This is a genomic window from Maribacter sp. 4G9, assembly GCF_002742265.1.
Taxonomy (GTDB): Bacteria; Bacteroidota; Bacteroidia; order Flavobacteriales; family Flavobacteriaceae; genus Maribacter.
The window spans coordinates 39525-62029 of the sequence record NZ_MDGL01000043.1; the positions used below are offsets into that span (position 1 = coordinate 39525).

General features: G+C 35.3%; 28 protein-coding genes. 8 read left to right on the top strand and 20 right to left on the bottom strand.

Annotated elements, in window-relative coordinates; translation table 11 throughout:
* The first annotated feature begins 23 nt into the window (after positions 1 to 23).
* The 5 genes from BFP75_RS06355 (at position 24) to BFP75_RS06375 (ending at position 4271) form a co-directional block, all read left to right on the top strand.
* The gene (locus BFP75_RS06355; protein ID WP_099544401.1) at positions 24 to 473 is read left to right on the top strand and encodes a RadC family protein; all 450 of its coding nucleotides are present in this window, start codon (positions 24 to 26) and stop codon (positions 471 to 473) included.
* Between the two features lie 11 nt (positions 474 to 484).
* Positions 485 to 703 (top strand): hypothetical protein, encoded by a 219-nt coding sequence (locus BFP75_RS06360; protein ID WP_099544403.1) that lies wholly within the window; start codon positions 485 to 487, stop codon positions 701 to 703.
* A 381-nt stretch (positions 704 to 1084) separates the two neighbouring features.
* Positions 1085 to 1654, top strand: coding sequence for a BfmA/BtgA family mobilization protein (locus BFP75_RS06365; RefSeq protein ID WP_099544406.1), 570 nt, complete (start codon positions 1085 to 1087; stop codon positions 1652 to 1654).
* Between the two features lies 1 nt (position 1655).
* A complete protein-coding gene (gene mobB / locus BFP75_RS06370; RefSeq protein ID WP_099544408.1) occupies positions 1656 to 2675 on the top strand; it encodes a MobB family relaxase in 1020 nt (339 codons plus the stop codon).
* A 9-nt stretch (positions 2676 to 2684) separates the two neighbouring features.
* On the top strand, positions 2685 to 4271 hold the full coding sequence (locus BFP75_RS06375) for a type IV secretory system conjugative DNA transfer family protein (RefSeq protein ID WP_099544410.1): 1587 nt from the start codon (positions 2685 to 2687) through the stop codon (positions 4269 to 4271).
* Between the two features lie 15 nt (positions 4272 to 4286).
* Here BFP75_RS06375 and BFP75_RS06380 read toward each other — a convergent pair whose 3' ends face one another.
* The 6 genes from BFP75_RS06380 to BFP75_RS06400 all read right to left on the bottom strand — a co-directional run bounded on the left by BFP75_RS06380 (position 4287) and on the right by BFP75_RS06400 (position 9468).
* On the bottom strand, positions 4287 to 4613 hold the full coding sequence (locus BFP75_RS06380) for a hypothetical protein (protein WP_099544412.1): 327 nt from the start codon (positions 4611 to 4613) through the stop codon (positions 4287 to 4289).
* 105 nt (positions 4614 to 4718) lie between these two features.
* Positions 4719 to 5291 (bottom strand): hypothetical protein, encoded by a 573-nt coding sequence (locus BFP75_RS06385; protein ID WP_099544413.1) that lies wholly within the window; start codon positions 5289 to 5291, stop codon positions 4719 to 4721.
* A gap of 219 nt (positions 5292 to 5510) precedes the next feature.
* The gene (locus BFP75_RS21760) at positions 5511 to 5654 is read right to left on the bottom strand and encodes a hypothetical protein (protein ID WP_165776554.1); all 144 of its coding nucleotides are present in this window, start codon (positions 5652 to 5654) and stop codon (positions 5511 to 5513) included.
* Between the two features lie 66 nt (positions 5655 to 5720).
* Positions 5721 to 6236, bottom strand: coding sequence for a DUF3761 domain-containing protein (locus BFP75_RS06390; RefSeq protein WP_206073499.1), 516 nt, complete (start codon positions 6234 to 6236; stop codon positions 5721 to 5723).
* A gap of 82 nt (positions 6237 to 6318) precedes the next feature.
* Positions 6319 to 7557 carry a DUF2130 domain-containing protein gene (locus BFP75_RS06395; protein WP_099544414.1) on the bottom strand — a complete coding sequence of 413 codons (1239 nt, stop codon included), beginning with the start codon at positions 7555 to 7557 and terminating at the stop codon, positions 6319 to 6321.
* Positions 7558 to 7674: 117 nt separating this feature from the next.
* Positions 7675 to 9468, bottom strand: a complete 1794-nt coding sequence (locus BFP75_RS06400; RefSeq protein ID WP_165776555.1) for an ATP-dependent nuclease — start codon at positions 9466 to 9468, stop codon at positions 7675 to 7677.
* Between the two features lie 115 nt (positions 9469 to 9583).
* Between BFP75_RS06400 and BFP75_RS06405 the strand changes: the two genes are divergently transcribed.
* Complete coding sequence (locus BFP75_RS06405; protein WP_240531716.1) at positions 9584 to 10540, top strand: endonuclease/exonuclease/phosphatase family protein; 957 nt, start codon at positions 9584 to 9586, stop codon at positions 10538 to 10540.
* 56 nt (positions 10541 to 10596) lie between these two features.
* Here BFP75_RS06405 and BFP75_RS06410 read toward each other — a convergent pair whose 3' ends face one another.
* The 10 genes from BFP75_RS06410 to BFP75_RS21770 form a co-directional block, all read right to left on the bottom strand.
* Positions 10597 to 11499: a hypothetical protein gene (locus BFP75_RS06410; protein WP_099544417.1), complete on the bottom strand. Its 903-nt coding sequence runs from the start codon at positions 11497 to 11499 to the stop codon at positions 10597 to 10599.
* Between the two features lie 4 nt (positions 11500 to 11503).
* A complete protein-coding gene (locus tag BFP75_RS06415) occupies positions 11504 to 12769 on the bottom strand; it encodes an ABC transporter permease (RefSeq protein WP_099544418.1) in 1266 nt (421 codons plus the stop codon).
* Positions 12770 to 12773: 4 nt separating this feature from the next.
* Positions 12774 to 13178, bottom strand: a complete 405-nt coding sequence (locus tag BFP75_RS06420; protein WP_099544419.1) for a hypothetical protein — start codon at positions 13176 to 13178, stop codon at positions 12774 to 12776.
* An 11-nt stretch (positions 13179 to 13189) separates the two neighbouring features.
* A complete protein-coding gene (locus tag BFP75_RS06425; RefSeq protein WP_099544420.1) occupies positions 13190 to 13561 on the bottom strand; it encodes a DUF6804 family protein in 372 nt (123 codons plus the stop codon).
* A 60-nt stretch (positions 13562 to 13621) separates the two neighbouring features.
* Positions 13622 to 14401, bottom strand: a complete 780-nt coding sequence (locus BFP75_RS06430; protein ID WP_099544421.1) for a hypothetical protein — start codon at positions 14399 to 14401, stop codon at positions 13622 to 13624.
* A 179-nt stretch (positions 14402 to 14580) separates the two neighbouring features.
* Positions 14581 to 14796: a hypothetical protein gene (locus tag BFP75_RS06435; RefSeq protein WP_099544422.1), complete on the bottom strand. Its 216-nt coding sequence runs from the start codon at positions 14794 to 14796 to the stop codon at positions 14581 to 14583.
* Between the two features lie 25 nt (positions 14797 to 14821).
* The gene (locus BFP75_RS21765; protein ID WP_099544423.1) at positions 14822 to 14971 is read right to left on the bottom strand and encodes a hypothetical protein; all 150 of its coding nucleotides are present in this window, start codon (positions 14969 to 14971) and stop codon (positions 14822 to 14824) included.
* A 111-nt stretch (positions 14972 to 15082) separates the two neighbouring features.
* Entirely contained in the window at positions 15083 to 15748 is a 666-nt protein-coding gene (locus BFP75_RS06445) for a response regulator transcription factor (protein WP_099544424.1), read from the bottom strand.
* 12 nt (positions 15749 to 15760) lie between these two features.
* Positions 15761 to 17701: a hypothetical protein gene (locus BFP75_RS06450; RefSeq protein WP_099544425.1), complete on the bottom strand. Its 1941-nt coding sequence runs from the start codon at positions 17699 to 17701 to the stop codon at positions 15761 to 15763.
* Positions 17702 to 17778: 77 nt separating this feature from the next.
* A complete protein-coding gene (locus BFP75_RS21770) occupies positions 17779 to 17934 on the bottom strand; it encodes a hypothetical protein (protein WP_165776556.1) in 156 nt (51 codons plus the stop codon).
* A 372-nt stretch (positions 17935 to 18306) separates the two neighbouring features.
* Between BFP75_RS21770 and BFP75_RS06455 the strand changes: the two genes are divergently transcribed.
* Entirely contained in the window at positions 18307 to 19044 is a 738-nt protein-coding gene (locus BFP75_RS06455; protein ID WP_099544426.1) for a hypothetical protein, read from the top strand.
* 193 nt (positions 19045 to 19237) lie between these two features.
* Here BFP75_RS06455 and BFP75_RS06460 read toward each other — a convergent pair whose 3' ends face one another.
* Positions 19238 to 19576, bottom strand: coding sequence for a hypothetical protein (locus BFP75_RS06460; protein WP_099544427.1), 339 nt, complete (start codon positions 19574 to 19576; stop codon positions 19238 to 19240).
* Positions 19573 to 19839, bottom strand: coding sequence for a hypothetical protein (locus tag BFP75_RS06465; RefSeq protein WP_099544428.1), 267 nt, complete (start codon positions 19837 to 19839; stop codon positions 19573 to 19575). The genes BFP75_RS06460 and BFP75_RS06465 overlap by 4 nt, the downstream gene beginning before the upstream one ends.
* A 114-nt stretch (positions 19840 to 19953) precedes the next feature.
* Between BFP75_RS06465 and BFP75_RS06470 the strand changes: the two genes are divergently transcribed.
* Positions 19954 to 20727 carry an SOS response-associated peptidase gene (locus BFP75_RS06470; protein WP_099544429.1) on the top strand — a complete coding sequence of 258 codons (774 nt, stop codon included), beginning with the start codon at positions 19954 to 19956 and terminating at the stop codon, positions 20725 to 20727.
* A 15-nt stretch (positions 20728 to 20742) separates the two neighbouring features.
* On the opposite strand, the gene BFP75_RS06475 is transcribed toward BFP75_RS06470, so the two are convergent.
* Both BFP75_RS06475 and traM read right to left on the bottom strand, forming a co-directional pair.
* Positions 20743 to 21567, bottom strand: coding sequence for a DUF4138 domain-containing protein (locus tag BFP75_RS06475; protein WP_099544430.1), 825 nt, complete (start codon positions 21565 to 21567; stop codon positions 20743 to 20745).
* A complete protein-coding gene (gene traM / locus BFP75_RS06480; protein WP_099544431.1) occupies positions 21564 to 22502 on the bottom strand; it encodes a conjugative transposon protein TraM in 939 nt (312 codons plus the stop codon). The genes BFP75_RS06475 and traM overlap by 4 nt, the downstream gene beginning before the upstream one ends.
* Between the last annotated feature and the right edge of the window lie 3 nt (positions 22503 to 22505).

Here is a 22505-nt window from a genome sequence, read left to right on the forward strand (position 1 = left end):
TAATACCTCTTAATACAAAAGCAATGAAATCACAAGTTAATGAAATAAAAGTAAGCTATAAAGAGCGGATCACTTCACCGTTTTGGCTCAAAATCCAATCCTCTAAAGATGTGGCTAAAATGCTTATCGAAACATGGGATTCCGACACGATAGGTTTGCACGAATCTTTCAAAGTAGTGTTGTTGAATAATAGCAATAAGGTAAAAGGAATTTACCAACTTTCAAAGGGAGGAATCACAGCTACCATAATAGATATTAGACTACTCTTTGCGGTGGTGCTAAAATCGTTATCGGTCGCCATAATCCTAACGCACAACCATCCCAGTGGAAAGTTAAATGCTAGCCAAGCGGATAGAGATATAACGGATAAAATCAAAAGGGCTGCAGAGCTTTTAGACATCAAAGTACTAGACCATATCTTGATTGCCCCAAATGGGGATTATTACAGTTTTGCGGATAACGGACTGCTGTAAAATCAAACGCTATGGACATAAATATAGATATACCGTTTCGTCTGAATTTCAATAATCTGGACGGAGATACACAGGAAAAATTGATGGAGCAATCCAAGAAAGAAGTAGAACTAAAATTCGGTCCTGAAATGAAAAGGTACGCACAAGAAAATCATTTGGACTATCAAGAAATTTTGGAAGAGGAGGCCATCAAGAATCTTTACAATTACAAATTCATGTTCACTATCTAATGAAAGAAGATTATAGGAGAATGGGGCGACTTGCAAAAGTTGCCCTTTTTCCCTTTAAGGAAATGCAACGCTTTTCCATATTCAATACGGATTCCTTAAAAAAGAATCTTTCTCATTCTTAAAAAACCGTGTTTCAAGCCTAGTAGCTATAAGAGCCTTTACCTTGAGGGAAAGGTATTTTTTTTGACCCCTGCGGGGGAAAAAGGAATAGCAAGAGGATAACACGCCAAGGCGGTGTTATAATGTTTGATTTCTTTTTCAATGCCTTGAAAATGAATTGATTATCGCTGATTTAGACCTGAATTCGGTCTAGGAATAGGTTAAAAGTTTGTTGCAAAACATTCGGTAGACCCCTAAAACATTGAAAAAGTTTGTTGCAAAATGAAGGTAAAAAACAAATACAAGTACGACTACCTGGCCTTGAACTTACGGGCAAAGGTCGTTGTCCGCTTTCGCGCCTTCTCCAAAAAAGTAGCCCGTTCCCATGCGGATACCTTAACGGCGATGATGGACTTTTTTGAATGGCACAACTATTCGCCCCACCAACGTTTCGGCAAAGATGTAATCGCTGGACAGAAGAAAAACCGCAAGCGAATCGATGCGGTAATCGCGATTATCAAGTCCGTCGAGAAGTCTCAGAATATTCCGATAATGAATATCGAGGCCATGCTGAAATCCCTCTTTAAAGAGGAAGTCAGAAAGTACGCGCCCAAATTATTGGAACCGAAAAAGGTGGCTAAATCTGAGCAAGAATCCACAGCCGAAAAAAACACCGTTTCAAGAATCGACTATGACCGAACCCAGGAAAAACTATCCGAGACCAAAGACCGATTACGATATGTTTTGGAACGGGTCGAATTGGTCAGCAACCGTTTCGGAAAGGACTTTTTAAAATTGGAAATCACCCGAGAAGAACTCGCCCGATTCAAAAGGGGCTTAAAAAATTCATGATATGTATATAGCGATTACACCACAAAAAATAGGTCAAACTTATTCGAACAGCGCAGCGGATTATGTCGCCTATCTCGAAAAGGAAAACGAAGGTCTGGAGCAAGAAAATCAAGAGCACTTTTTCAACCAAACCGAGGACCGGATTTCCCCCGATAAAGTCGTTTCTGAAATCGATGCCAATACCGCAAAACTCAAAAAAATCGAACCCAAATTTTATTCGGTCGTGGTCAGTCCAAGCCAAAGGGAACTTAAAAAAATAGCGGACAATCCAGAAGCTTTGAAAACCTATACAAGGGAATTAATGAAAGACTACGCCAAATCCTTTTACCGAGAAAAACCGGTAACGGTAGACCAGATAAAATACTTCGCCAAAATAGAACACGAACGCACCTATCGTGGTTTTGAAAAAGAAGTGCTGGAAAATGCCCCCTACCGAAAACAAATTGCCAAACTGGAGAACGATATCCGAAAAGTGGCGCGTGGGGAATTGAAGGGAACTATTAAAAAATTGGAACAGGAAATCACAGCTTTAAGACAAGCAGCACCCCATCAGATCGATGGCCAACTGATCGTGGCCGGAATGAAAAAAGAGGGCAACCAATCCCACATCCATATCATCGTTAGCCGAAAGGATGTGACCAATTCGTTTAGCCTTTCCCCTGGATCGAAATACAAGGCTTCGGATGTTGAAATGCACGGTAAAAAAGTACTGCGGGGTTTCCATCGCAATCAATTCTATGAAAAGGCCGAACAGACTTTTGATAAAGTATTTGGTTACAACCGGAACTTTGTAGAGACCTATACCGCTAAGAAAACCTTGGTCAAAAATCCGGCCTTGTTTCGGATGCTCTTGGGAAACCTGCCCACCAACGAAAAAGCCCTCGCCCTTAAACTACTTTCAAAATCGGGAATGCGAATTCCTATCATTCCAACGAACAAAGTGCAATTGGCCTTAAAAGTGTTTCACAGATTGAGACGGGGAATGCAACGGGCCATCGAATCGGGATCAATAGGAATTTAAATCAAAGCCATGGAAGAATTAAATTTTAGTAGTGTGATGTTATCCCTTCTCTTTGGAAGCGGCCTCTGCCTCCTTTTGGTGCGTTTTATCAAAGAGGGGTTCTTTGTCAATATCCTTTGGATCGGGCTTGGATTGTTCTGGGCTTGGTCAAAGTCCTCGGATCAAAAGCAGTTCCTTTCGGTTCTGCTAATAATTGGTTTGCCCTTGTCGTTTATCAACATCCTCTTTTATGTTTTCTTTCCCAAGGAGGGCGAATCGAATACGAATGGTAGGTATAGGGTCAAACTTCAAGTCTCAAAAGGGAAACTGCTTTTGGAAAACATCCGCAGGGGAATTGCCATTATCGGGGCTGCGGGAAGTGGCAAAACGGAAAGTGTGGTCTATCCGCTTCTAAATCATTTTAGTCAATGGAATTTCAGTGGGGTCATCTATGATTACAAAGATTTTGAAATTACCGAAATGGCCTACCCCCTATTCAGTACATGCGATATTCCCTTTTTTATCATTTCATTCGACACCATTCATTCTAGGGTCAATCCCATTGCGCCAAGATACCTGCCCGATGAGGAAAGTGTCAACGAGCTTTCAAGGGTGCTGGTGGAAAATCTATTGGAACAGAAGGACAACAATATGAACGCTACCACCCGATTCTTTAATGATGTGGTTGAGGGTCTGGTCGGGGGAATGATATGGCGTTTGAAAACCGATTTTGAAAAATTCTGTACCCTACCCCATTTGATCGCCCTATATCAACATCTGAATACTGCCCAACTTATTGAATTCCTATCCGACAATGTTACTTCGAAAGCGATGGCCGATGCTTTTATCAGTGGTGCGGATTCCGAACGGCAGACGGCCGGGGTCAAAAGTACCTTGGCCAATGCCTTTAAAAAGATCAGTACCCAACGGATCTTTATGGCACTATCCGCCGATGAAGTTGATTTAAACATCAATCACAAGGATAATTTGGCGGTCGTCTCTGTGGTCAATAACCCAAAAATCGAAACGTTTCTTTCTCCGGTTATTGCGACTATCATTCACACAATTACCAAACAGATGAGCGTACGCAATCAAAACCCTTCTTTTTTGTTGATGGAAGAAGCCGCGACTTTGCGATTACTGAATATGCACCGTATTCCTGCCACTTTACGCAGCTACGATATTGCCACAGTTTACGTATTGCAAGACAAGATTCAAAATGATATGATTTACGGGCCTATGGCCAGCAAGGCGATTTTGGCCAATTTGTCCTATCAGTTTTTTGGCAAGGCGAACGACCCCGATACCGCCAAATACTACGAACGTTTTTTTGAAATCGTAAAGAAGGAGACCAAAAGTGTCAACAAGGGCTACAACCTCAACTTTGACACTCGTGTGACCAAAGGGGAACGCGAAGTGGCAAAGACCCGTGCCGATGTATTCTATGGACTGCAACAAGGGGCATTTGTAGTGCTTGCGGATGGCAAGGATAAAAAGGTACTATTCAAAACACCCAAAATTGTCAGGAAGTTGCCTTTGCAGGGGCGGAATTTAAAGGAAAAACTTGAGGAGAATTTTGAGAAGATTCATCGGGAGGTAAAAGGGATTGTTAAGTAACAAAAGATTGCTTAGTTAAACAATTGCACTCTGAACAGCTTCAATCTTGGAAGCCAATAATTTCCAATCTTCTTTAAAATCAAAAGATAATCTAATAGTGTCTGTTGATATTGACTTGGTTTTACCAATATCTGGTATAGAATTGAAAAGGCTCAACCAACAATCAAAGCCTTGAAGGTATTCTTTCTTGCCTTTATTGTAGTGACTGAAAATAACGTAAACGCCATCTCTCAATCGCTTGGAATACAAGTCTGCCCCTTTATGATACTCACCAAGGACATCTGTAGATTTTTTGTAACCACGATTTTCTAGTTGTGCTAATTTGTTTGCTATTTCGCTCATTTTTTTGCTATAATTTTCTTTTAATCGAAGATACTAAAAATCAAATCATATAATAAACTCTTTACAAAAGGTGCATTCTGTAAAGAGTTTATTATTTGAACCTTATTAAGTGGAGTGCCGTCCCAATAATGGTCTTATTTCCCTTGCTAATTTGAATTCAAAAACTCCCACTAAATTAGAAGTCTCCTGTTCAAATTCCATTACATGAATTTTAATTTTAATGCCATATCCCAATGCCCAATGAATGAGCTGAAGAGACTGGGTTTTCACCGAGTCGGTATATCCCAGATGCTCTTTTAACCTTCTCAACAAACCCTTTTTAACCTTTCCTAGATAGAGGACATTGGTGTCCTCTGGCATGACCTTCTTTTTATAGGGAACAGTTCGTAACTTTCTTGCTTTGTATTCTCCAAAACTATTCCAAATGCCTTTGACCTCAGTGGGTGACCTAATCTCAAACCAATAAACACAGGGGTCCGTATATGACAGAAACAAATCAATTAGCTTAAGGTAGGTCTTTGTACTTTTTATTGCATCGATACCAAGACCTTGAAATTCATCTAATGCCAATTCAATAGTTCTATAATTTTTCGGTCCAGTTTTTGAAACGTCTGTCAAGGCTCGCGATAGGACAGCTGAATATTCCTTTAAGATTCTTTCTGGTTTCAACTCTATCATAGTTTATTTGAACTTTCTATCTAGACCTCTTTCCATCTCTAATTTCCTGACAGGTTTTACAAAGTCTTTTGCCTCCTGTACCGCTTCTTAAATTATCTTTTTCTATATTATTTCCAACTGTACATTTCTTATATACATGATGAACGTCGCTCATAATAGAATGATAAGCCATAATTTTGAATTTTAGTTAGTAAATATGATTGATTACTTGTTTGAACCTTATTCCTTCAAAGCTTTATTTTCTGTTTCTTTAACCCTTTTTATGTACCCGGCTTTTTTTCCAAGCGCATATCCAAGAATGAAAATTCCAATAGGAACGATAGATAATAATATTAATTGAGGAGCTCCGATAGCTAAATACATATTTTTGATTTAAGATTTATTTAAACTTTGATTATTGTACGATTACCTACTAAATAGAAACTTATATTATTGAACAAGCCAACGACTTACCCCTCCATGATGAGAGCAAGCTCCTCTACCAGTTGCAGAAGACCTGGTTCCATCCCTACATATCGCGCCGACCCTTCTTTTAGATTTTTTGCTTTTAATCACAGGTTTAGACGTTTTGGAAGAAAGCCTTGTTGATTTCTTTTTTAAGATTTTGGTCCCGTATTTGGGAGAGTTGGATTTTACTTGATATCTAGAAGTTCTTATTTCCGCTGTTTTACTACCAGAGCTATTCGAGGGAAGTTTGGATACCACATTTGTATTCTTAATCTTGGATTTTTTGTAAAAAGTAGTTTCAGAGTAGTCTACAGAATTACCACTTTCTAATTCCGATATTATGAAATCAAGATCTGCAAGGGAGTCTTGGTAGGCACGAACTAATCTCTGAATATTTTCCCTTTTCGTTTTTATGACTTTAATCTCTGAAGATTGAGCATAAATAGGATTTACTCCTAAAGCAAATATTAGCATAGCAAACCTGATTAATTTTGACATTTTATAGTTTAATTATCACTAAAAACCTAATACTTCCTTGGCTTTATATTAAACTGCAATTTCCAGAGTGCTTTTAGATTCTCTATTCATCGATTGTCGAATCAGGCAATTCTAAAATCGCTGAAGTTGACAATTCATTACCAGCAATACCTTTAATTGAACCAAACAGTACATTTATATTTTCTTGAACTCCCCAAATTTGCTTTTCTCTGGTTGCAAAATTTTTGAATGCTGCTTTTTTCTCATAATTCAATTGTTTGATCATTGAATCATAATTTTCAATTATCCTACTAATATTCTGTACAAACTCATTACTTGTTAAATAAGAATACAGCAATTCCATTTTATCTCCTTTATTTTCATCAGAAGATTTTATAGACTGTGTTTTTAGCAATAGAGATCTTAGAACTAAGGAAACACTTTTTACCTCATTAAAACCACAAATCCATACTCCATTTTTTTCTCCGAACCTATCCATGTCAGGTGGGAATGTCTCCGTAACGATTACGGCAATATCTGCTTTACAGTTAATTTGGTCTTGTTTGAGTTTATTAATCCAATCGTTTGAAAAATTCTTAGTTCGCTTACTTTCATAAACTATTGAGCCACAGGTTTGTTGAAGTGAATTTATGACAGTTTGTATACAATCTGCACCACGAACACCTTTACCAACTTCATCTATTTCATCAAAAGGATAGGCGTTTCTTAAAAGCTCTTCAAGTGCCAATTCCTGAACTTCTCCTTGCATTTGCATAGAGCCTTGCTCAGCTTTTCGCTTCATTTCATCAATAAGCTTCTTTTGGTCTTCAAGCTGTTTTTGATATTCCTTTTCTTTTAAAGCCATTGCTTCTCGTTCTTTGGCCTTCGCCTTATCTTCTATTTCCGTTTGCTTCTCCAGTAACTCTTTTTGAACATTTAATTTAAGGTCTTCAGCTTTCTCTTTTAGTTCATTTTCCCTTTTTAGCAAATCAATTTCTTGCGCTCTTAAAGCACGATTTTCTTCTTTCTTCTTATCATTTTCTTGTTGTAGCGCTTTTAGTTGTTGTTCAAACGTTTCGTTGGTCTGCTTCTGAATCTTCTCAGATTCCTTGGCTAAGCGTAGTTCCAGTTTTTCTTTGAAAAGTTCATTCTCTTTTTCCTTTTTCTGTTCAAACTCCTCTTTTTCTCGGGCTAGTTTACTACGTTCTTCATTAAATATTTCTGCCTGCTCGGCCACCTTACGTTCGTATTCAGCCTTAAAATGGGCTTGCATTTTACCTGACAGCGCTTCTTCGACATCAAATTCGTGTGCACAATTAGGACACTTTATTTTATCTACCATTTGAATTTTATTTAGGTCTTAAACTCTTATAATATAAGGACACTAAGGGTTTCGTCTGAATTCTCTCAAAAAGCTGTGGACAACTACGTTACATTTACAATTTAGACAATTAGTTTTCTATATATAATTAGCAAATACCTTATTTATTACTGTTTTCCAATTCTCAGGAATATCCTCAAACTTTTTCCACTCTTTAGTTTCTAAATGCGCTTTAAATGGTTTGTCTTTTGAGGGTGAGTCATAACCTAAAGTATCTTCGATGTTTTCTTCCAACATTACTCTTTTCTCCTCTGATTTCAAAGCTTTCAAAATTCTTGGATTTACATCTTCGGCTCTTGATTTTCCCTGGTCTCTATCATGTATGACAAAATACTCCGTTATTCCCAAAGAACTAAAATATCGAAGCAGTGGCGGAATAGTAGCTTTTCCTCTTGCTTTGATAAATTGATAATCTGATACAATTCTGTCCTTGGTGTGCTTCGGTAGAATACTAATTGTTTTTCGTAAAACAACATCTTCTGTATCACCTTCTACAATAACAATTTTCTTTGAGAAAAATGCTCTCGCAAAATAATCGTCAATCTTCACAAGCATTTTAACGTAATCTCTATCATTGCCTTGTAGTTCAAGAAACTTTTCGGTGACGGAAAAAGCCGTAGACTTTACAAATGAGTCACTTTGTATAGAAATGTTATTGATGACTTGATTTTCTTTTTCTCTTGAAAGGTCAATCATATATGGAGAGTGTGACGTACAAACTATTTGATTACTAGAACCAGCTAATTCATAAATTGTATCTCGCATTTGATTTGAGGCATTTGGATGTAGAAAGAGCTCTGGTTCTTCAAAGCAAATAACTAAATTTCTTAAGTCTCCATTACGTTCCTTTTTCCAATCTTCCCTAAACTTAAGCAGAGAAAATGCAGTTGAGCGTATCATACCTGTTCCTTGATATGATACATCGGTCATAATATTAGAACCTAATTTAATATCATACTTTGGCTTTAAAAAACTACTTGGATCTGAAAGATTTACTTTAGCATGTATTTCAGAATCGGGGAAAATTGATTTGATTGTAGTATTGACACGAACCATTAATTTCCCAAAAATCGTTTCAGTATTTTCTGTATCTATCTCTTTTTCTAATTCGCCAAAGTATTCCTTTACTTTGTCAAAATTTTCTGAGCTTTCAACTACATCATCAAATATTGTAGACATAACTTCTCCGAGAGCTGTTTTCTTGTCACTGTCTATTTCGTTTGCTTTATGTTCTGCCGGTATTAATATAAATTTTGGGAGTTTGGATATGACATTTTGAGGAATACCCCCTGGGTTATTAATCCAGTTAAAAGTTTCTTTATAGTCCCATGCCGGAGCAAATGTATCCAGTAAATTTTTATACTTTGCTATTGTAAGGTTTTGTGAGTTACCAATATCCTTAAAATGTTCTTTGACCACACTTTCCTCGATTCCACTTTCAATAATTGAATCAATTGTTATTTTGGCTGCATCAAAAACAACTGGTTTTAGTTCCTTATTTTGCTCCCAAATTTCATATTTGGGTTTATTAGTTGAGAAAGTTTTTCTATACTTTATTTTTCTTTTTTCATTTTCAATAAAAACCCTGCCTTTAAAACCAATCCAACCATTTGCATCTAGGGTAACATCAGTAAATGTTCCGACAAGAACTATTTCTGTACTTGAATTTTCTACACAATTTGTATCTACATTGAAAATTTTAGAATAATCATCCTCTGTAGGTGTATTTGCTGTTAATAACAATTCTATTGCTCTTAAAATGGAGGATTTTCCCACGTTGTTTTCTCCAATTAAAAAAGTTGCATCACCAAGTTGAATATCAATAGTAAAACACTTCCTAAATCCTCTAATTTCTAATTTTTCTAATTTCATTCGCCCTGTTTTTATTAGTATAGGAGTAAAATAAATTTCTATGCTTTTCGACATATATACCCACTTAACAATTAGAGTATATTCGCATGTAATTATGAATCATTCTTAGTAACTATTGTCAAAATTCAAAAATGGTGTGGCATATGGTTTTAATAACCGAAGACGCAATATAGAAATTATTGTATTTTTTTTCTTACAGAAAAGCGTAATTCATAAATCACAACTTTTGTTAGCTTTGCAACTTTCTAAGCTAAGTTTTATGTTTAAAAAAGCCGTACTAATATTATTTCTTTTTCTTTCCAATATCATCTTCTCACAGCAGAATGATTTTAACCTTATTTCATGGAATATTCAAGATTTTGGCAAGACAAAGAATAGTAAAGAATTGGATGAAATTGCCGACATTTTAAGAGAAGCAGATATAGTAGCAATACAGGAAGTCGTTACAGGTTACGGAGGTGCCCAAGCAGTTGCTAAATTAGCCGATATTCTCAATAGAAAAGGTGCTCAATGGGATTATGTGATAAGTGACCCTACCAACAGTTCAAAATATGTTACAGAACGTTATGCTGTAGTTTGGAAAACCAAACATATAAAAATAAAAAATAGAGGCAAACTGATTAAGGAATTGGATACCCTTGTTGATAGAGAACCTTTTTTAATAGACTTCTATATGAAAAATAAAAAAATAACCGTTATTAACTTTCACTCTAGGCCTTATAACAAAAATCCAGAAGCAGAAATTAAAGCCTTGACAAAGTATATCATCAATTCTTCTTCTTCCCCTTTGATTTTAGCAGGAGATTTTAATGTAAATGAAGCTGAATCTGTATTTGACACTTTTAAAACCAAAGGGTTTACTGCCGCCATAACTAATCAAAAAACAACACTAAAAAAGGCTTGTGACGGTTTTGAATATCGCAACCATCCTATTGACAATGTCTTTTATTCTGACTCCTTGCTGAAAACAGAAAGTGGTGTGCTCGATTTTGTTAGGGCTTGTGATAATCTAGAAAAAGCTAGAAAGCTTTCGGATCATTTACCCGTTTTTTTGAAGTTTCAACTGAAATGAGGAATCTAAATTTCACGAAAGACAACTGTAAGTCCTTTGGTTTAAGTAGTAAATGACTATTTCTTGCTAATAAATTCATTAATGATTTTTTCCATATCAGAAGGTAAGTCTGCATTTCTCAACTCATAATAACCGACTTCCATCTTATCAAACCAATTTTCCCAATACGCTTTTATAATATCATCTTCATAAACATTTCCTTTAGCTGGGTTTATTCCAAGGACCAAAACTTCTAAATCTTTTAAGTCAGTTGCAGCGGATAAAAAGCCATAGTTTCTGTCATTGAATTTTTGCTCCCAGTCAGCCTTATTTAATCTATTTTCCTGAATGGACTGAGGGGTCAAATACGTTGAAAGGTTATTCTCATCTCTGATATTGTCAATATGGAACAAATACCCATCAGTTAAAATTATCAGGATGTTTCTTGAATTTTCTTCAATACAGAAATCTTTGACTTTGTTTTTAAAAAAACTCCACACGTCTGAGCCTACATACTTATCATCTTCTAAGGTTTGCTCATAGATTTCTCTAGGTTCATTTGAATAAACTGATTTTACATTATTAAATAATTCTGGTGTAGCATTACTTCTATTGATATGAAATTTTAAATCTTTAGAAATTCTATTTATTCTTTGATTTTTTGGTTCTGGATTAAAGTATACAGCAATTCTGTCATTAATAGTTCGTTTTTTCTTTATACTCAAATGGTTTATAAAAGCGTTAGAAATTGATTCTATATAGCCAATATCTCGCATGTAAAATTCCATTGTCTCGTTGTGATATTTTACGGTGTCAATTCTATCTGACAAATCCAACAAAAGGCTGACATTAAGGTTTGCGGGTTCCTTTTCCCTCTGAACAGAACTCCCTTCAAAAACGGTCTTTTCTTCTTTAGGCTCATCCCCACAAGATATGAGAAGAAGAATCAATAGGTTAACTAAAAGTCTATGCTGCCTCATTATCTTAATTTGTAGTGAATATTAAATTTTGAAAGTCCATCTCGGTTAAATTTAGATTTTCTAAATGTTCCTTTTCAATTCCTTCACATTGATTGCGAATAGCCTCTAACTGTTTTAATGGGAATGAGAGTTCTGAATTAATAGCTTGATACCAACCCTCTTTATATTGATAGTGATAATGCAGGTATTCTTTGACTGGAAAAATAAAGCCATCTATTTTAGTTTGTAATTCAGAAATTTTACCCTGAAATTCAATAGAAGCTTGTTTTATGGAATCAATTTTCGACTTAAGCTCTTCAAGACTTGCATCTAGATTTTTTATCTCATCTTTTCTAACCCTAATAAAAGCTCTTATTTTATCGACATTTTCGTGTTCTTTCATTATAAAATCAAATACTAAACCCCAAATAACGTAAACCACAAAACCGGCGAAGATTATACCCCAAAAATTCACACTTTGGATAGCATCATATGGTGTGAACTCCTGACCTACAAGAGCATTAAAAGTGAAGATTTTCTTTTCTATTAAATAAGCTAATATTACATCAAACAGAAACGTAAGGATAAATAGTGTTACTAATTTCATTGTTGCTTGCCAGCCTTTTATTTTATGAAACATGTGAACCAAATAACCTAGCCCCATAAAAACAAATGGAATGGTACCAACAAATATTGCTTCGAGCATTCCATCAGAAAGAGCCTTACTAAAAGCATTTGCATCGAAAATTGCTGCTGTTAAACTAGCAGTTTCAAAATCTTTAAAAAAACTGGAATAAGATGCTGAAATGTAGAATACAAATAAGTATATGGTGATTGGCAGCAATAAGAGTAGCCCAATATAGAATTGCGCTTTAGGTCGCTTATCAGCGTCTATACCATATTTTTCTGGATTTAGTCTTACATTAATCATGTCTGACTTTTTCTCTTCTACTAAATGCGATGTATTTTTAATTTGATCCTCAATAATACTTATTGCGGTATCTCTTTTCTTCAGTTCTGTTTTATTCTTCTCTTGTTCTTCTATATAAGGTTGTTTTAGTCTTTGTTGTTCACTCAGCTGTTTCCTACATTGGTCTTCAAAACTGTTATACAAATTTCTTAAACCTACTCCAAAAGTTACTGGTTCGCCTGAGGCTTTTACAGAAGCTCCATAACCACTTTGATAATATGTCACCCTAATCTGATCTCTGAGTTCTTCATCAAAACCCTCCTTAATTTCTTCTTGAGGTATAGGTTTTTTAAGGGTAAAAAGGTTTTTAATATTTTCCATTTGATTACGTATTCAGGTTCTTCAAAATCTCTTCTTTACTTGTATTGATTTTAGCATTTTCCAACAGAAAATCAGTCAATGGAACAATGTTATTCTCTAGGAAATCGAACTTTTTACAATATTTTTTTAGGGTGTTATACTCGTCCTCAGTCACCTTACCATCAGCCCATATCATTACTGCTAAATCATATAAATATTCCACTCGTGTTTCTTGCGAATCTGGAACTGATGAATAATTCGAAGGACTCAATAACAATTCATTTAATTGTTCTTTTGAAACCCCTCTTTCTTCTGCAAATTCATAAAGCATTCGCATTTCTAGAATGTCAAAATCCTCATCAGACAATGCTATCTGATATAGTCTTAGAAAGTGACTTTTTAGTTCTATTGATATTTCAGGTTTTTCCATATTAAGATGATTTATACAATTCTATCTCGCTCAAAATTCTTTTTTCTTGGTTTTGCTGAATCGTCTTCTATTGATTTATTCTTGCGCCCATTAAGTACATATAAAAACAGTACCCCTGAAATAAAATCCAAGGGCATCCATAATATTTTCTCGTAGAGATATATAGGGAATATCGGGTTGAACAGGATCAGAATTATTGAAAAAATCAGCACCATATAGGTTTTGAGTATATTTTCTAGAATCACCACTATTGCACCTACAAAAACTATTATCCTTAGTACTAAATAGTACTGCTTTGGCATATTTAATAACGCCATAAATAATGCTATTGCACTTATTAATGCAATAAACCTGATTATCTTTTTCTGGGTACTAACTTTCATTTAAAGTGACATTTATTAGAACGAATTCAATTATGCAGTAGCATTACTTCGAGCGATTCATTATCCAATATTTAAATATGATTCAGCTCGTTTCCCTTCTAACTCGGCTAATTTATTATGAGCATTTTTAAGGGTTATGCGCCTTTTACTCTCTGAAGGAAAGGTGAAAACACCTTTTAGTAAAAGATAAACCCTGGTAACAGGGAAAGTAATTGTAATGATGTCAAATATATTGGCTAAAACGGCCTTCCAAACATTTTTTTCTTGCCCTCTGGCATATTTTCCCATCCAAATTAGATGAAGACCAACATAGTTTAGAAAGCTAACATTTTCAATCTTAGTAGCTTCAATTTCATGTTCAGATTTTCTTTCAATGCACCCATCCGCCGAAACTTTTAAAGTCTCTTTGAATAGTTTGTTAGTTTTATCTACAATAGTAATAAGTTGATTAATCTCCTTTTCATTTGCTACTTCATCAATTTCCAAAACATCGCAGACATCATCTATCTTCATGTTAAAACGATTCATCATTTCAAAAAGACTTGCCGATTCGGAAGTATCTAAATAACCATCGGAAATATACTGATTTGCTTCATTTTTAATAACCGTATAAACACCCGATATTTTGGCAATTAAAGTACTTGGTCTATGACCTGTTTGAAAGTCAATAGCCTTATCAAAATCTGATTTTAGACTTTTATTTTGGGCAGTAGTTTTTAATCTTGCATTTTGACTTACTCTTCTGTACGGAGTAGAATGACTATTATTAAATACCTGGTTACTTACAACCTTACCCATATCACGACCTACTTGATTTATGGCACTTTTTAAGAAACTCATTTTTAAATTTTGATTAGTATTTAGTATGGTTTATCCTTGACATTTTCAAACCTATAACCAATAAAAGGCAATACCTTACAGATATCTGTAAAGCAAAAAAAGAACGATTTAAGAACCGTTCTTTTCAAAAGTTTATAGTGCGAATAATGGTTAGTATTAGAGATCATAATCTTAATAGATTATGTAAATGACCCTAAACCAAATCCAAGAATTAACAGCATAGTTATTAATGGAAAGGCAATTAACCACCAAACCAATGTTGATGTATTTGACCGATTTCTTTCCAATTTTTTATGTATTAATTTCAATTCATATAATTGTGCAAGTTGAATGTGTTTATCATCCCAACCTTCTTTAGTATTCACAAATTTTTCAAGCGGAGTTTGGTTTTCCATTTTAATTCTCTTTTTTTAAAATGACCTAATTTTTACATCCATTTTTACCACATGTGATTTTCTCATTTGCATTTACCCAATGACTTGGGTGTTCAGTTGTGTCAAAACCACAACCAGTAGTTCCACCTTTTGAACCCTTATGAACTTCTTTTGTAGGTGTATGTTTAACTGCCATAATAATTTAGTATTTGATTAATAATACCCAAATCTAAAGTCATTAAAAGACAATGCCTTACAGATATCTATAAGGCATTGAAATTTCTTTAATAAAGAATTGGGGTGCGAGCTAAATTTTACCCTGCTTAATCAGTTTCGCAATTAGATGATGGGTGTTTTTGGCCCCAAATTCGTCAAATAGTTTGCTTACCTTTTTATCTATGGTGCTTTCACTATTGGGGGAGATATTTTGTTTTTTGAGCTTTTCTGAAATCTCTTTTTTGGTATAACCTTCGGCAAGATCTTTTAAAATCATGAGGTCATATTTATCCATCTCGAAAACACTGCTGGCCGTATTTAAATTTAATTGGGGAGAAACAAACGTTCTGTTTTGAAATACTTCTTGAAGAGCATCGATTAATTCATTTAAGCTATGACGACCTTTGCAGACATAACCATTTATTCTCTGCTCAGAAAACAACTGGTTTATTTCTATCGGATTTTCTATCATAGAATTAACAATTACCTTAATGTTTTTATCAATATTTCTTAAAGCAACTATTAATTCTTTTCCCGAGGTTAATCTTCGATTTACATGACTTTCTTTAAAGGTTAAATCGGTAATTAATAAATCGTATGGCTCTCCTTTTTCATATGCCACTTTGAACCTATTATAAGCCTTATCACAGTAAAGTTCTTCTTTTATAAAATCGATTTGCAGCCTACTTTCAAGTGCATCAACAATACCCTTGTTGGTGTCTTGAAAATCTTCAGCGATTAGTATTTTTTTAAACATTATCGTTACTATTTAATTCGGGATTTCTATTCGGGTTTCAAAGCCTTGTCCTTTCTCCGAATCAAAAATAATAGTTCCACCTATGGCTTCAATACGCTTTTCTGTATTCCAAAGACCATTTTTAAGATTTAATGCTTCATTTGAAGCACCAGCCCCATCGTCAGTATAAGTGATTTTTATCATTTTCTTTGTTTGCTTAAAGGCGAAAGAAACCAAAGTAGCATTGCTGTGCTTCTGCATATTAATCATTAATTCTTGAAGCACTTTAAATAGTGTTTTCTTTGATAAAGGTGATATTCTTAGCCAGTTCACCTCAGTGCTACCAGAAACTATAAGCCTTGTATGCTTAGAATAGTTGCCCATCATACCAAAAAGGAAATCTTTAAAATTTGGTCCTGTATCCACATCATTAATTTCCCTTGAAAAGTCTCGACTTTGGTTATATAGTCCGTCTACTATGTTAAGTACTTCCTCTCTATTTGACTCACTTTGCAATAATAACATAGCGTGATTTAATTTTCCCCCAAAATCATCGTGCAACTTTCTAGATAATTCTGCTTCGGTTTCGAAATTAGCCTCTAATCTCGCTGTTTTATTTTGTTGTTTTAAACGTTTAGATCGTTGCACAAAAAAGTATGTTACAAAACTTGATATTAATAGGAGAAGACCACCAATAGCATAGGAACTTATTTTTAGATTACGTTGCTGGGTAACTTCCAATTCGTTTTCGACTTTTTCTTTTTCTAAACGTAAAATATCCTCCTGTTTGAGTTTATCGTCGTATTTGTATTTAGCAAATTGGGTTTTCACCTTCAGCTCTTGTTCATAGAGACTGTCTTGCAGCGAAACATAACGATCCCGAAGGCCTACATTTTGAGGTTGTAGCTGCATTAAAAACTTAAGAGCATCTTTTTCTGCGCGCGGCATTTGTATAGTTTTTGACAGCTGCCTAACGGAATCAAAATAGGATTCCGCTATTTTAGTATTCTTTTCGATATAGAATTCCCCTAAGTGCGTATAACTGGAAATCAGACCTCGCTTGTCATTATTTTGTTGCCTTATCTTCAATGATTCTAGGAAGTCTTTAGTCTTTGGAAAATTTCCATTATGCCATTGGGCATAAATGAGGTTATCCAAAACTCTGGCATATTCTTTTTTATTTCTAATCAGAATAGAATCGTTTGCTATTTTCTGCAATAAACTAATTGCTTGGTCATATTGTCCATTATCTATATACGTAGCCGCCAAATTGTTGCTATAAATTAACTTGTCTTTTTCTGAGTTTGTTATCTTGATTGCTTGAGAATAGTAATCTATAGCATCTGAGTGGTTTAAAAGTTTCCTATGATTTGTTGCCAATATGCTATATGCAGAAGCCATAAATTTAACGTCGTTATCCTTTTGTAAATAACTTAAAGCCTCTGTGACGGTTTCCTTACTTCCAAAATAGTCGCTCTTATTTTGTTGAATTACTCCCATACTTAAAAACCGCCGTCCAACCTGGCTAAAATCAGCAACCTTTAAATAATTGTTTTTTGATTGATTATAATGATAAAACGCACTATCATAAATGCCTTTACTTTTAAAATATAAGGCAATATTAAAATGTGCCTTACCTGCAAAAGCATAGCTATTTATAGATGAGGAAGTTTTAAGCAATAATTTATCGCAATAAAATGCACTGTCTTTTTCTTTCTTTAAATAATGAAGATTGCCTTTTTGAGAAATAATCGCAAGTGAAATCGAATCTGGCGACTCTAATTTAATTTTCTCAAAACTTTCGTTTATCAGCATTAAACGTTCAGCAATATCAAGTTTATTACTTTTTGATTTATTTAAATTTTCATATCCAATCTTATTATAGAAAGACTTATTCTTAACGCGGTCCTTTTGGGTACAAGAGAGAATTAATATAAAGCCGTATACAATCAGTATTATGCGTATTCTAAACACTTTAAAATTTTGTTATAAATGTATATAAAAAGGGCCATACAGTTTTGTACGGCCCTTTCTATGTTAATTGGTGGAATTTATCCATTCCCTCTATCATCCTCAACCTGACCATCATCGCCTTCAGTTGCTCGTATATCATAAAGAGTATCCTCTTCAGCAATCGAATCGCTGGTGCAAGAAAATAAGAACGTATTAAAAACTATTGCCATTAAGGCTATTACTATTTTTTTCATAATATTTATTTTAAAATTTGATAAAGGAGTGGCTGTCCGAGATTCTCTCAGATTCATTTTTACCAACTCCTTAAGAGTTTGGAGTACTCCGTTTTTTGGAAAGTGGAAATCTTATGCGGCAGCGTTCAGCTACTTTCCAATTGGCTAAATACTGGCCGCATTATAGATTCCCGTAAAAATGATTTTTCTAGAAATACTATGTTAGCAATGCATAGTGAATCATTCTTGGGAACAAAGTAAATTGAAGGTGTGGAGGTGATTGCAGACAAAGAATCGACTTGTTTTCGTCATTTAACTGACATCAATGAAATCAATGGTTGACAGGAGGCGATGTCGAACTTGTGTCTGGTTAAAATTTGTATTTTTAAGCTAATGGATGAAAAAATAGTAGAGGAAATTATAGGAGAGGTTTTTAAAAAAGCAAAGAAGGAGCATGCTTCTCATTCAAAATTTGCGTTATCCAATCACATCAGCAATCAAACCGATTTAAGCTCTAGAACTCTTGAAAGAGCCTACGATAGATACATAAATAAAAAGACTAAATATGGTGTGCCCCAAGCAGAGAGTATCGATTTATTTTGCAAATACTTGGGCTATGAAGATTTTAGAGACTACGCAGAAAGTAAACCTAGGGACGCAGTTATTGAACAACCTCCAATTAATGGAATTGATAAACAGAAATTAATTATTAATATAAGTATTGCTTTTGGATTGATTTTATTGTTTTTTGCTTTTCAAAAATGGTCTGACTTCAAGTATAACAATAACTCTGCGGTTGACAAATGCATGACCTGGGCAGATTCGATTTACATTCCAATTTCATGTAACAAAGGCCCTTTATCTAAATATGGCACCCAAGTGAAACCATTAGACCAGATGGAATTAAATAATATGCGAAAAGTAGAAGTTAATGCGGCCTATGATTTTTTTTCAGAAGATGGCAAACCCTTGGTATGGTATTTTAAAAATAAAAGTAATGAGCATGAATTTTTTACAGCTCCTGGTCTGCATCCGATAAATGGAGAAACTTTACGAAAAATAACTCCATACATTATTCAAAATTATGTGCCAATGCATCTCGATAAAAAAGAATCATTTACGCCAGAATGAAATAACTTGGAATCATCAAATACTCAAACTTGTATAGTCTCTTTTCTCTAACTCTTTACATTTCACCTTTCGAACTTGGTTTCAAGATTGTAATTGAACCCTTTAAAAATGATTCAAAAAGGTCAAACTCTTTACAAAATCCGCTTTTTGTAAAGAGTTTTAAAAAAGTGGTAAAATCGTTCTTGTAATACTTTCAATATTTTGTTCTTGTATAGTATTCAATATGAAACTGCTTCAAAGGAAACGAGAACCGATAATCATGTTTGGGTTCGTCCATAAAACAAAAGAGCAATAAGCCTTTAAATCGTAAGGCATCGTATTTGTACATGACCGAAATATGCACTTTATTAGAAATAACCATAGTGCAGTCTTCGATTATTTCATCCCTCCATTCCATTCCCTGATCATCCATGGCCATATGTACCCTCTTTAGTATTCCTTCAGGTAGATACTTTTTAATCGTAAGCCCTTCAATCAAGTCTAGTTTTCGCATTCCAATATAAATGGTCCTAACATCTGTGTTCTTTTTCATTTGACTTTTACCCTTATCCATCCACATTCAGGAAGTTCATATTTATCGACTTCCATTATGGTATGAACTCCTTTTTGGGGGTATCTATATTTTAGCCTTGTTCCGTGCTCGTTTGCCTCCAAAAAAAATTGATTGAGGCGTCTTGGTTTGTTGAGCTTCCTGTTCCAGCAATGATGGTTCAAGGTATTTTCTCCTATCTCCCTCAAAAGGGTAGTAATGGCGAACCGATCATTATTTCTAAAAACAATATTGTGAACAAACATAATTTGGATATATTCCTATTTTATGGATTTATTCCAAATATATCATTCCTTTTTTATACTTTTAAAACTTTAACAATTTTCAGTAAATTGAAATTTAAATAAACACGATTTGTTATGTGCTACAGTACGAGAGCTACAAGAAAGGTCGGAGAGTTAGAGGATTATTATGAAATTGAAAGACTGTTAGGGGAACAGGAAGAAAAAGAATACGAATTAATATACAATCATGCCAACGGCTGGGCGCACCCTAATATGTGGATTCTTCCCCAACAGCGAAAGGGTCATATGATTCCGGCAAAATGGGGTATTATGCCCTCTACTGCAGAAGGTACTGAATTCAAAGAGTATTTCAAGAACAACCGTGGGGCCTACGGTGGACTAAATCTTAGGTCTGAAGATGTATTCAATCATTACATGTACGGCGACAATGTTTTTACCAAAAGATGCATAATTCCCGTTGATGGTTTTTTCGAGCCACATACCACTCCGGTAAAGGTCAAAGGAAAACCTTTTAAGGTTCCGTTCTACTTTAGAAGAATAAAAGACAAACCGATGAATCTTGCAGGTATTTATAATGTTACCAAAGATAAAATGGTCACGTTCTCTATTTTTACCAAAAAGGCTACCCCTTTGTTCGAAGACATACATAATCAACCTAGCAACAAATATGGAGATTATAGAAGGCCTGTGGTACTTGAAGACGGCGAAGCTGAATACTGGCTAGAGGATGACCTGGACCAAGATGACCTAATCGATATTCTGGACAACGATCTGCCCGACTTTGAATTTAAAACCTGGCCCATAAGCAAGGACCTACATAAGGCCGATAGTGATAGACCTGACATTATCGAGAAGGTTGTGTACGAAGAATTGGCAATCGATTTTTGATTCCGTCCTAGTTACTTATAATCTTCTTCTTAGTATCATTTCCCGATTCCCTTTCAATTCCTTTAGCCTTAATTCCAGTTTCTCATTATCGCCCAAAGTAAATTTCGGTAGTACATAAACAAACCTTGAAGTCTCCGCATGCCTAGTTTTTTCAGGCATTTTATAAACATATTGAGGCTTAAGCGGTACGGATTGATATGAAGCTCTGCGTTTTTCATTACCGATGACCAGCGCTACTTTCAGATAGTCGATGTCAAAATCAATCCCCGATTCGTTCTTAATCTCGAACTGCATAAAAACCAAATCTTCATAGTAGACCAGATTCTTGATGGCAAGTGACATGCCGTCTTTACGCTTTGAAATATTCTTGCGTTCAGATTGTTTGAGAATTGCCGTGGAAGACTTTTCCAAAAACGTTTTTGGGTATTGTTTGTGTACGACCATATTGGAATCCAGTTGTATGGTATCACGAATTACAAGAGGCTCCCTTTGATGCTCGTGCCCGATACTTTCCGAAAAGGAAACAAAACGGTTCAGCTCCTTTAATGAATCGGCATACTTGATGATGTATGAATATACCTTTCCATCGGTGGTAACTACCAGTAGATTGCTTTGTTTTCCTTTAGTTGCCTTCAACAATCCCAAAGGTTGTGCTCGCTCCCGATTATAACTGAAGACAAAGTTATTTGCGCCGACGATTCCCTGACGGATGTTGGTAGGGAAGAAAAGCGCCAGGTTCATTTTTTCATTGGCATAAATGGTATCCAATTGTTGAGACTCTTGGGCGAATGCGATATTCCCCAAAATCGATAAAAGAAAAATCAAGAATATATGTTTCATAGCTTCGGTTTTAAAATGAGTTTGTAATTATTGTTGACCGTAACCCTGATGTTACGATTATTGCGTTGGAATACTTTTTTCACGCCACTAACCCCAGTATTAACAGCCCCTGAAACATCGGGAACACCGGGTATATTGAATTCTGCAATCGCATCGCCCAAGACCTCGTTAAACACATCGCCACGGAAACTATTTCGAATGTAAATGCCTTCCAGTCCGTCGGCATTATCATAGGCCTTTAGCTTCAGAGGTATTCCCTCAATATTTTCCACAGTTAAGATGACCCGGTTCGGCCGGAACTTTACAACTCCGTAGAGCAGGGTATTTTTTTTGATTTCCAAACCTTGTAGGGTCGTGTTTTGGGTTACTCGCATTTGTAGCCGGTCATTGACCCTTATGGTCTGTTCGCCATCGATTTCGACTACCAAAGATTCACCAGTGCCATCCGCCAACACTTGGGGACTAACGGCAAAGAACAATTGATGCTCGAGACCCATTGCCTTCAAGGGAGAAATAGTGTCCTTAGTATCGATTACCTCACCTTTCTTTCTTCGTTTTTTGCGTAATGGTTTTCGGGTTCCCGAAGCTGCGGAATCCTGGGAGTAATCTATACGACCGATTCGGTATATGCTATCTACGATACGCTGTTTCTTTTTGTCCAAAAGGTCTTCATCGTATATTCCCGATTCATCTAAGAAACGCTCGTCATAAATACTGGGCGCAATCCGTTCCCTTTCATCTTTTATGGCATCCACTGCTACCTTTTTGGAGGAGTACATATCCTCCCCATCTTCTAGTTCTGGCACCAAAGTCTGTTGGAGTTCGTTGGCACTTTGATCATCCGCACCCAAAACAAAAACCGAATAACCGATGATGAATAGTATGACCACTCCGATTACCGCTGCAAACACTATTTTCTTTTTGTCCATTTTCATAGC

Coding starts and splice junctions, on each gene's coding strand:
- BFP75_RS06385 (WP_099544413.1), bottom strand. CDS start 5,291: ATGATAGAGTTGAAACCAGAAAGAATCTTAAAGGAATATTCAGCTGTC.
- BFP75_RS06360 (WP_099544403.1), top strand. CDS start 485: ATGGACATAAATATAGATATACCGTTTCGTCTGAATTTCAATAATCTG.
- BFP75_RS21770 (WP_165776556.1), bottom strand. CDS start 17,934: ATGAAAAAAATAGTAATAGCCTTAATGGCAATAGTTTTTAATACGTTC.
- BFP75_RS06445 (WP_099544424.1), bottom strand. CDS start 15,748: ATGTTTAAAAAAATACTAATCGCTGAAGATTTTCAAGACACCAACAAG.
- BFP75_RS06395 (WP_099544414.1), bottom strand. CDS start 7,557: ATGGTAGATAAAATAAAGTGTCCTAATTGTGCACACGAATTTGATGTC.
- BFP75_RS06425 (WP_099544420.1), bottom strand. CDS start 13,561: ATGAAAGTTAGTACCCAGAAAAAGATAATCAGGTTTATTGCATTAATA.
- BFP75_RS06390 (WP_206073499.1), bottom strand. CDS start 6,236: ATGTCAAAATTAATCAGGTTTGCTATGCTAATATTTGCTTTAGGAGTA.
- BFP75_RS06430 (WP_099544421.1), bottom strand. CDS start 14,401: ATGAGTTTCTTAAAAAGTGCCATAAATCAAGTAGGTCGTGATATGGGT.
- BFP75_RS21760 (WP_165776554.1), bottom strand. CDS start 5,654: ATGTATTTAGCTATCGGAGCTCCTCAATTAATATTATTATCTATCGTT.
- BFP75_RS06460 (WP_099544427.1), bottom strand. CDS start 19,576: ATGAAAAAGAACACAGATGTTAGGACCATTTATATTGGAATGCGAAAA.
- BFP75_RS21765 (WP_099544423.1), bottom strand. CDS start 14,971: ATGGCAGTTAAACATACACCTACAAAAGAAGTTCATAAGGGTTCAAAA.
- BFP75_RS06365 (WP_099544406.1), top strand. CDS start 1,085: ATGAAGGTAAAAAACAAATACAAGTACGACTACCTGGCCTTGAACTTA.
- traM (WP_099544431.1), bottom strand. CDS start 22,502: ATGAAAATGGACAAAAAGAAAATAGTGTTTGCAGCGGTAATCGGAGTG.
- BFP75_RS06415 (WP_099544418.1), bottom strand. CDS start 12,769: ATGGAAAATATTAAAAACCTTTTTACCCTTAAAAAACCTATACCTCAA.
- BFP75_RS06400 (WP_165776555.1), bottom strand. CDS start 9,468: ATGAAATTAGAAAAATTAGAAATTAGAGGATTTAGGAAGTGTTTTACT.
- BFP75_RS06435 (WP_099544422.1), bottom strand. CDS start 14,796: ATGGAAAACCAAACTCCGCTTGAAAAATTTGTGAATACTAAAGAAGGT.
- BFP75_RS06465 (WP_099544428.1), bottom strand. CDS start 19,839: ATGTTTGTTCACAATATTGTTTTTAGAAATAATGATCGGTTCGCCATT.
- BFP75_RS06355 (WP_099544401.1), top strand. CDS start 24: ATGAAATCACAAGTTAATGAAATAAAAGTAAGCTATAAAGAGCGGATC.
- BFP75_RS06470 (WP_099544429.1), top strand. CDS start 19,954: ATGTGCTACAGTACGAGAGCTACAAGAAAGGTCGGAGAGTTAGAGGAT.
- BFP75_RS06375 (WP_099544410.1), top strand. CDS start 2,685: ATGGAAGAATTAAATTTTAGTAGTGTGATGTTATCCCTTCTCTTTGGA.
- mobB (WP_099544408.1), top strand. CDS start 1,656: ATGTATATAGCGATTACACCACAAAAAATAGGTCAAACTTATTCGAAC.
- BFP75_RS06380 (WP_099544412.1), bottom strand. CDS start 4,613: ATGAGCGAAATAGCAAACAAATTAGCACAACTAGAAAATCGTGGTTAC.
- BFP75_RS06420 (WP_099544419.1), bottom strand. CDS start 13,178: ATGGAAAAACCTGAAATATCAATAGAACTAAAAAGTCACTTTCTAAGA.
- BFP75_RS06475 (WP_099544430.1), bottom strand. CDS start 21,567: ATGAAACATATATTCTTGATTTTTCTTTTATCGATTTTGGGGAATATC.
- BFP75_RS06410 (WP_099544417.1), bottom strand. CDS start 11,499: ATGAGGCAGCATAGACTTTTAGTTAACCTATTGATTCTTCTTCTCATA.
- BFP75_RS06455 (WP_099544426.1), top strand. CDS start 18,307: ATGGATGAAAAAATAGTAGAGGAAATTATAGGAGAGGTTTTTAAAAAA.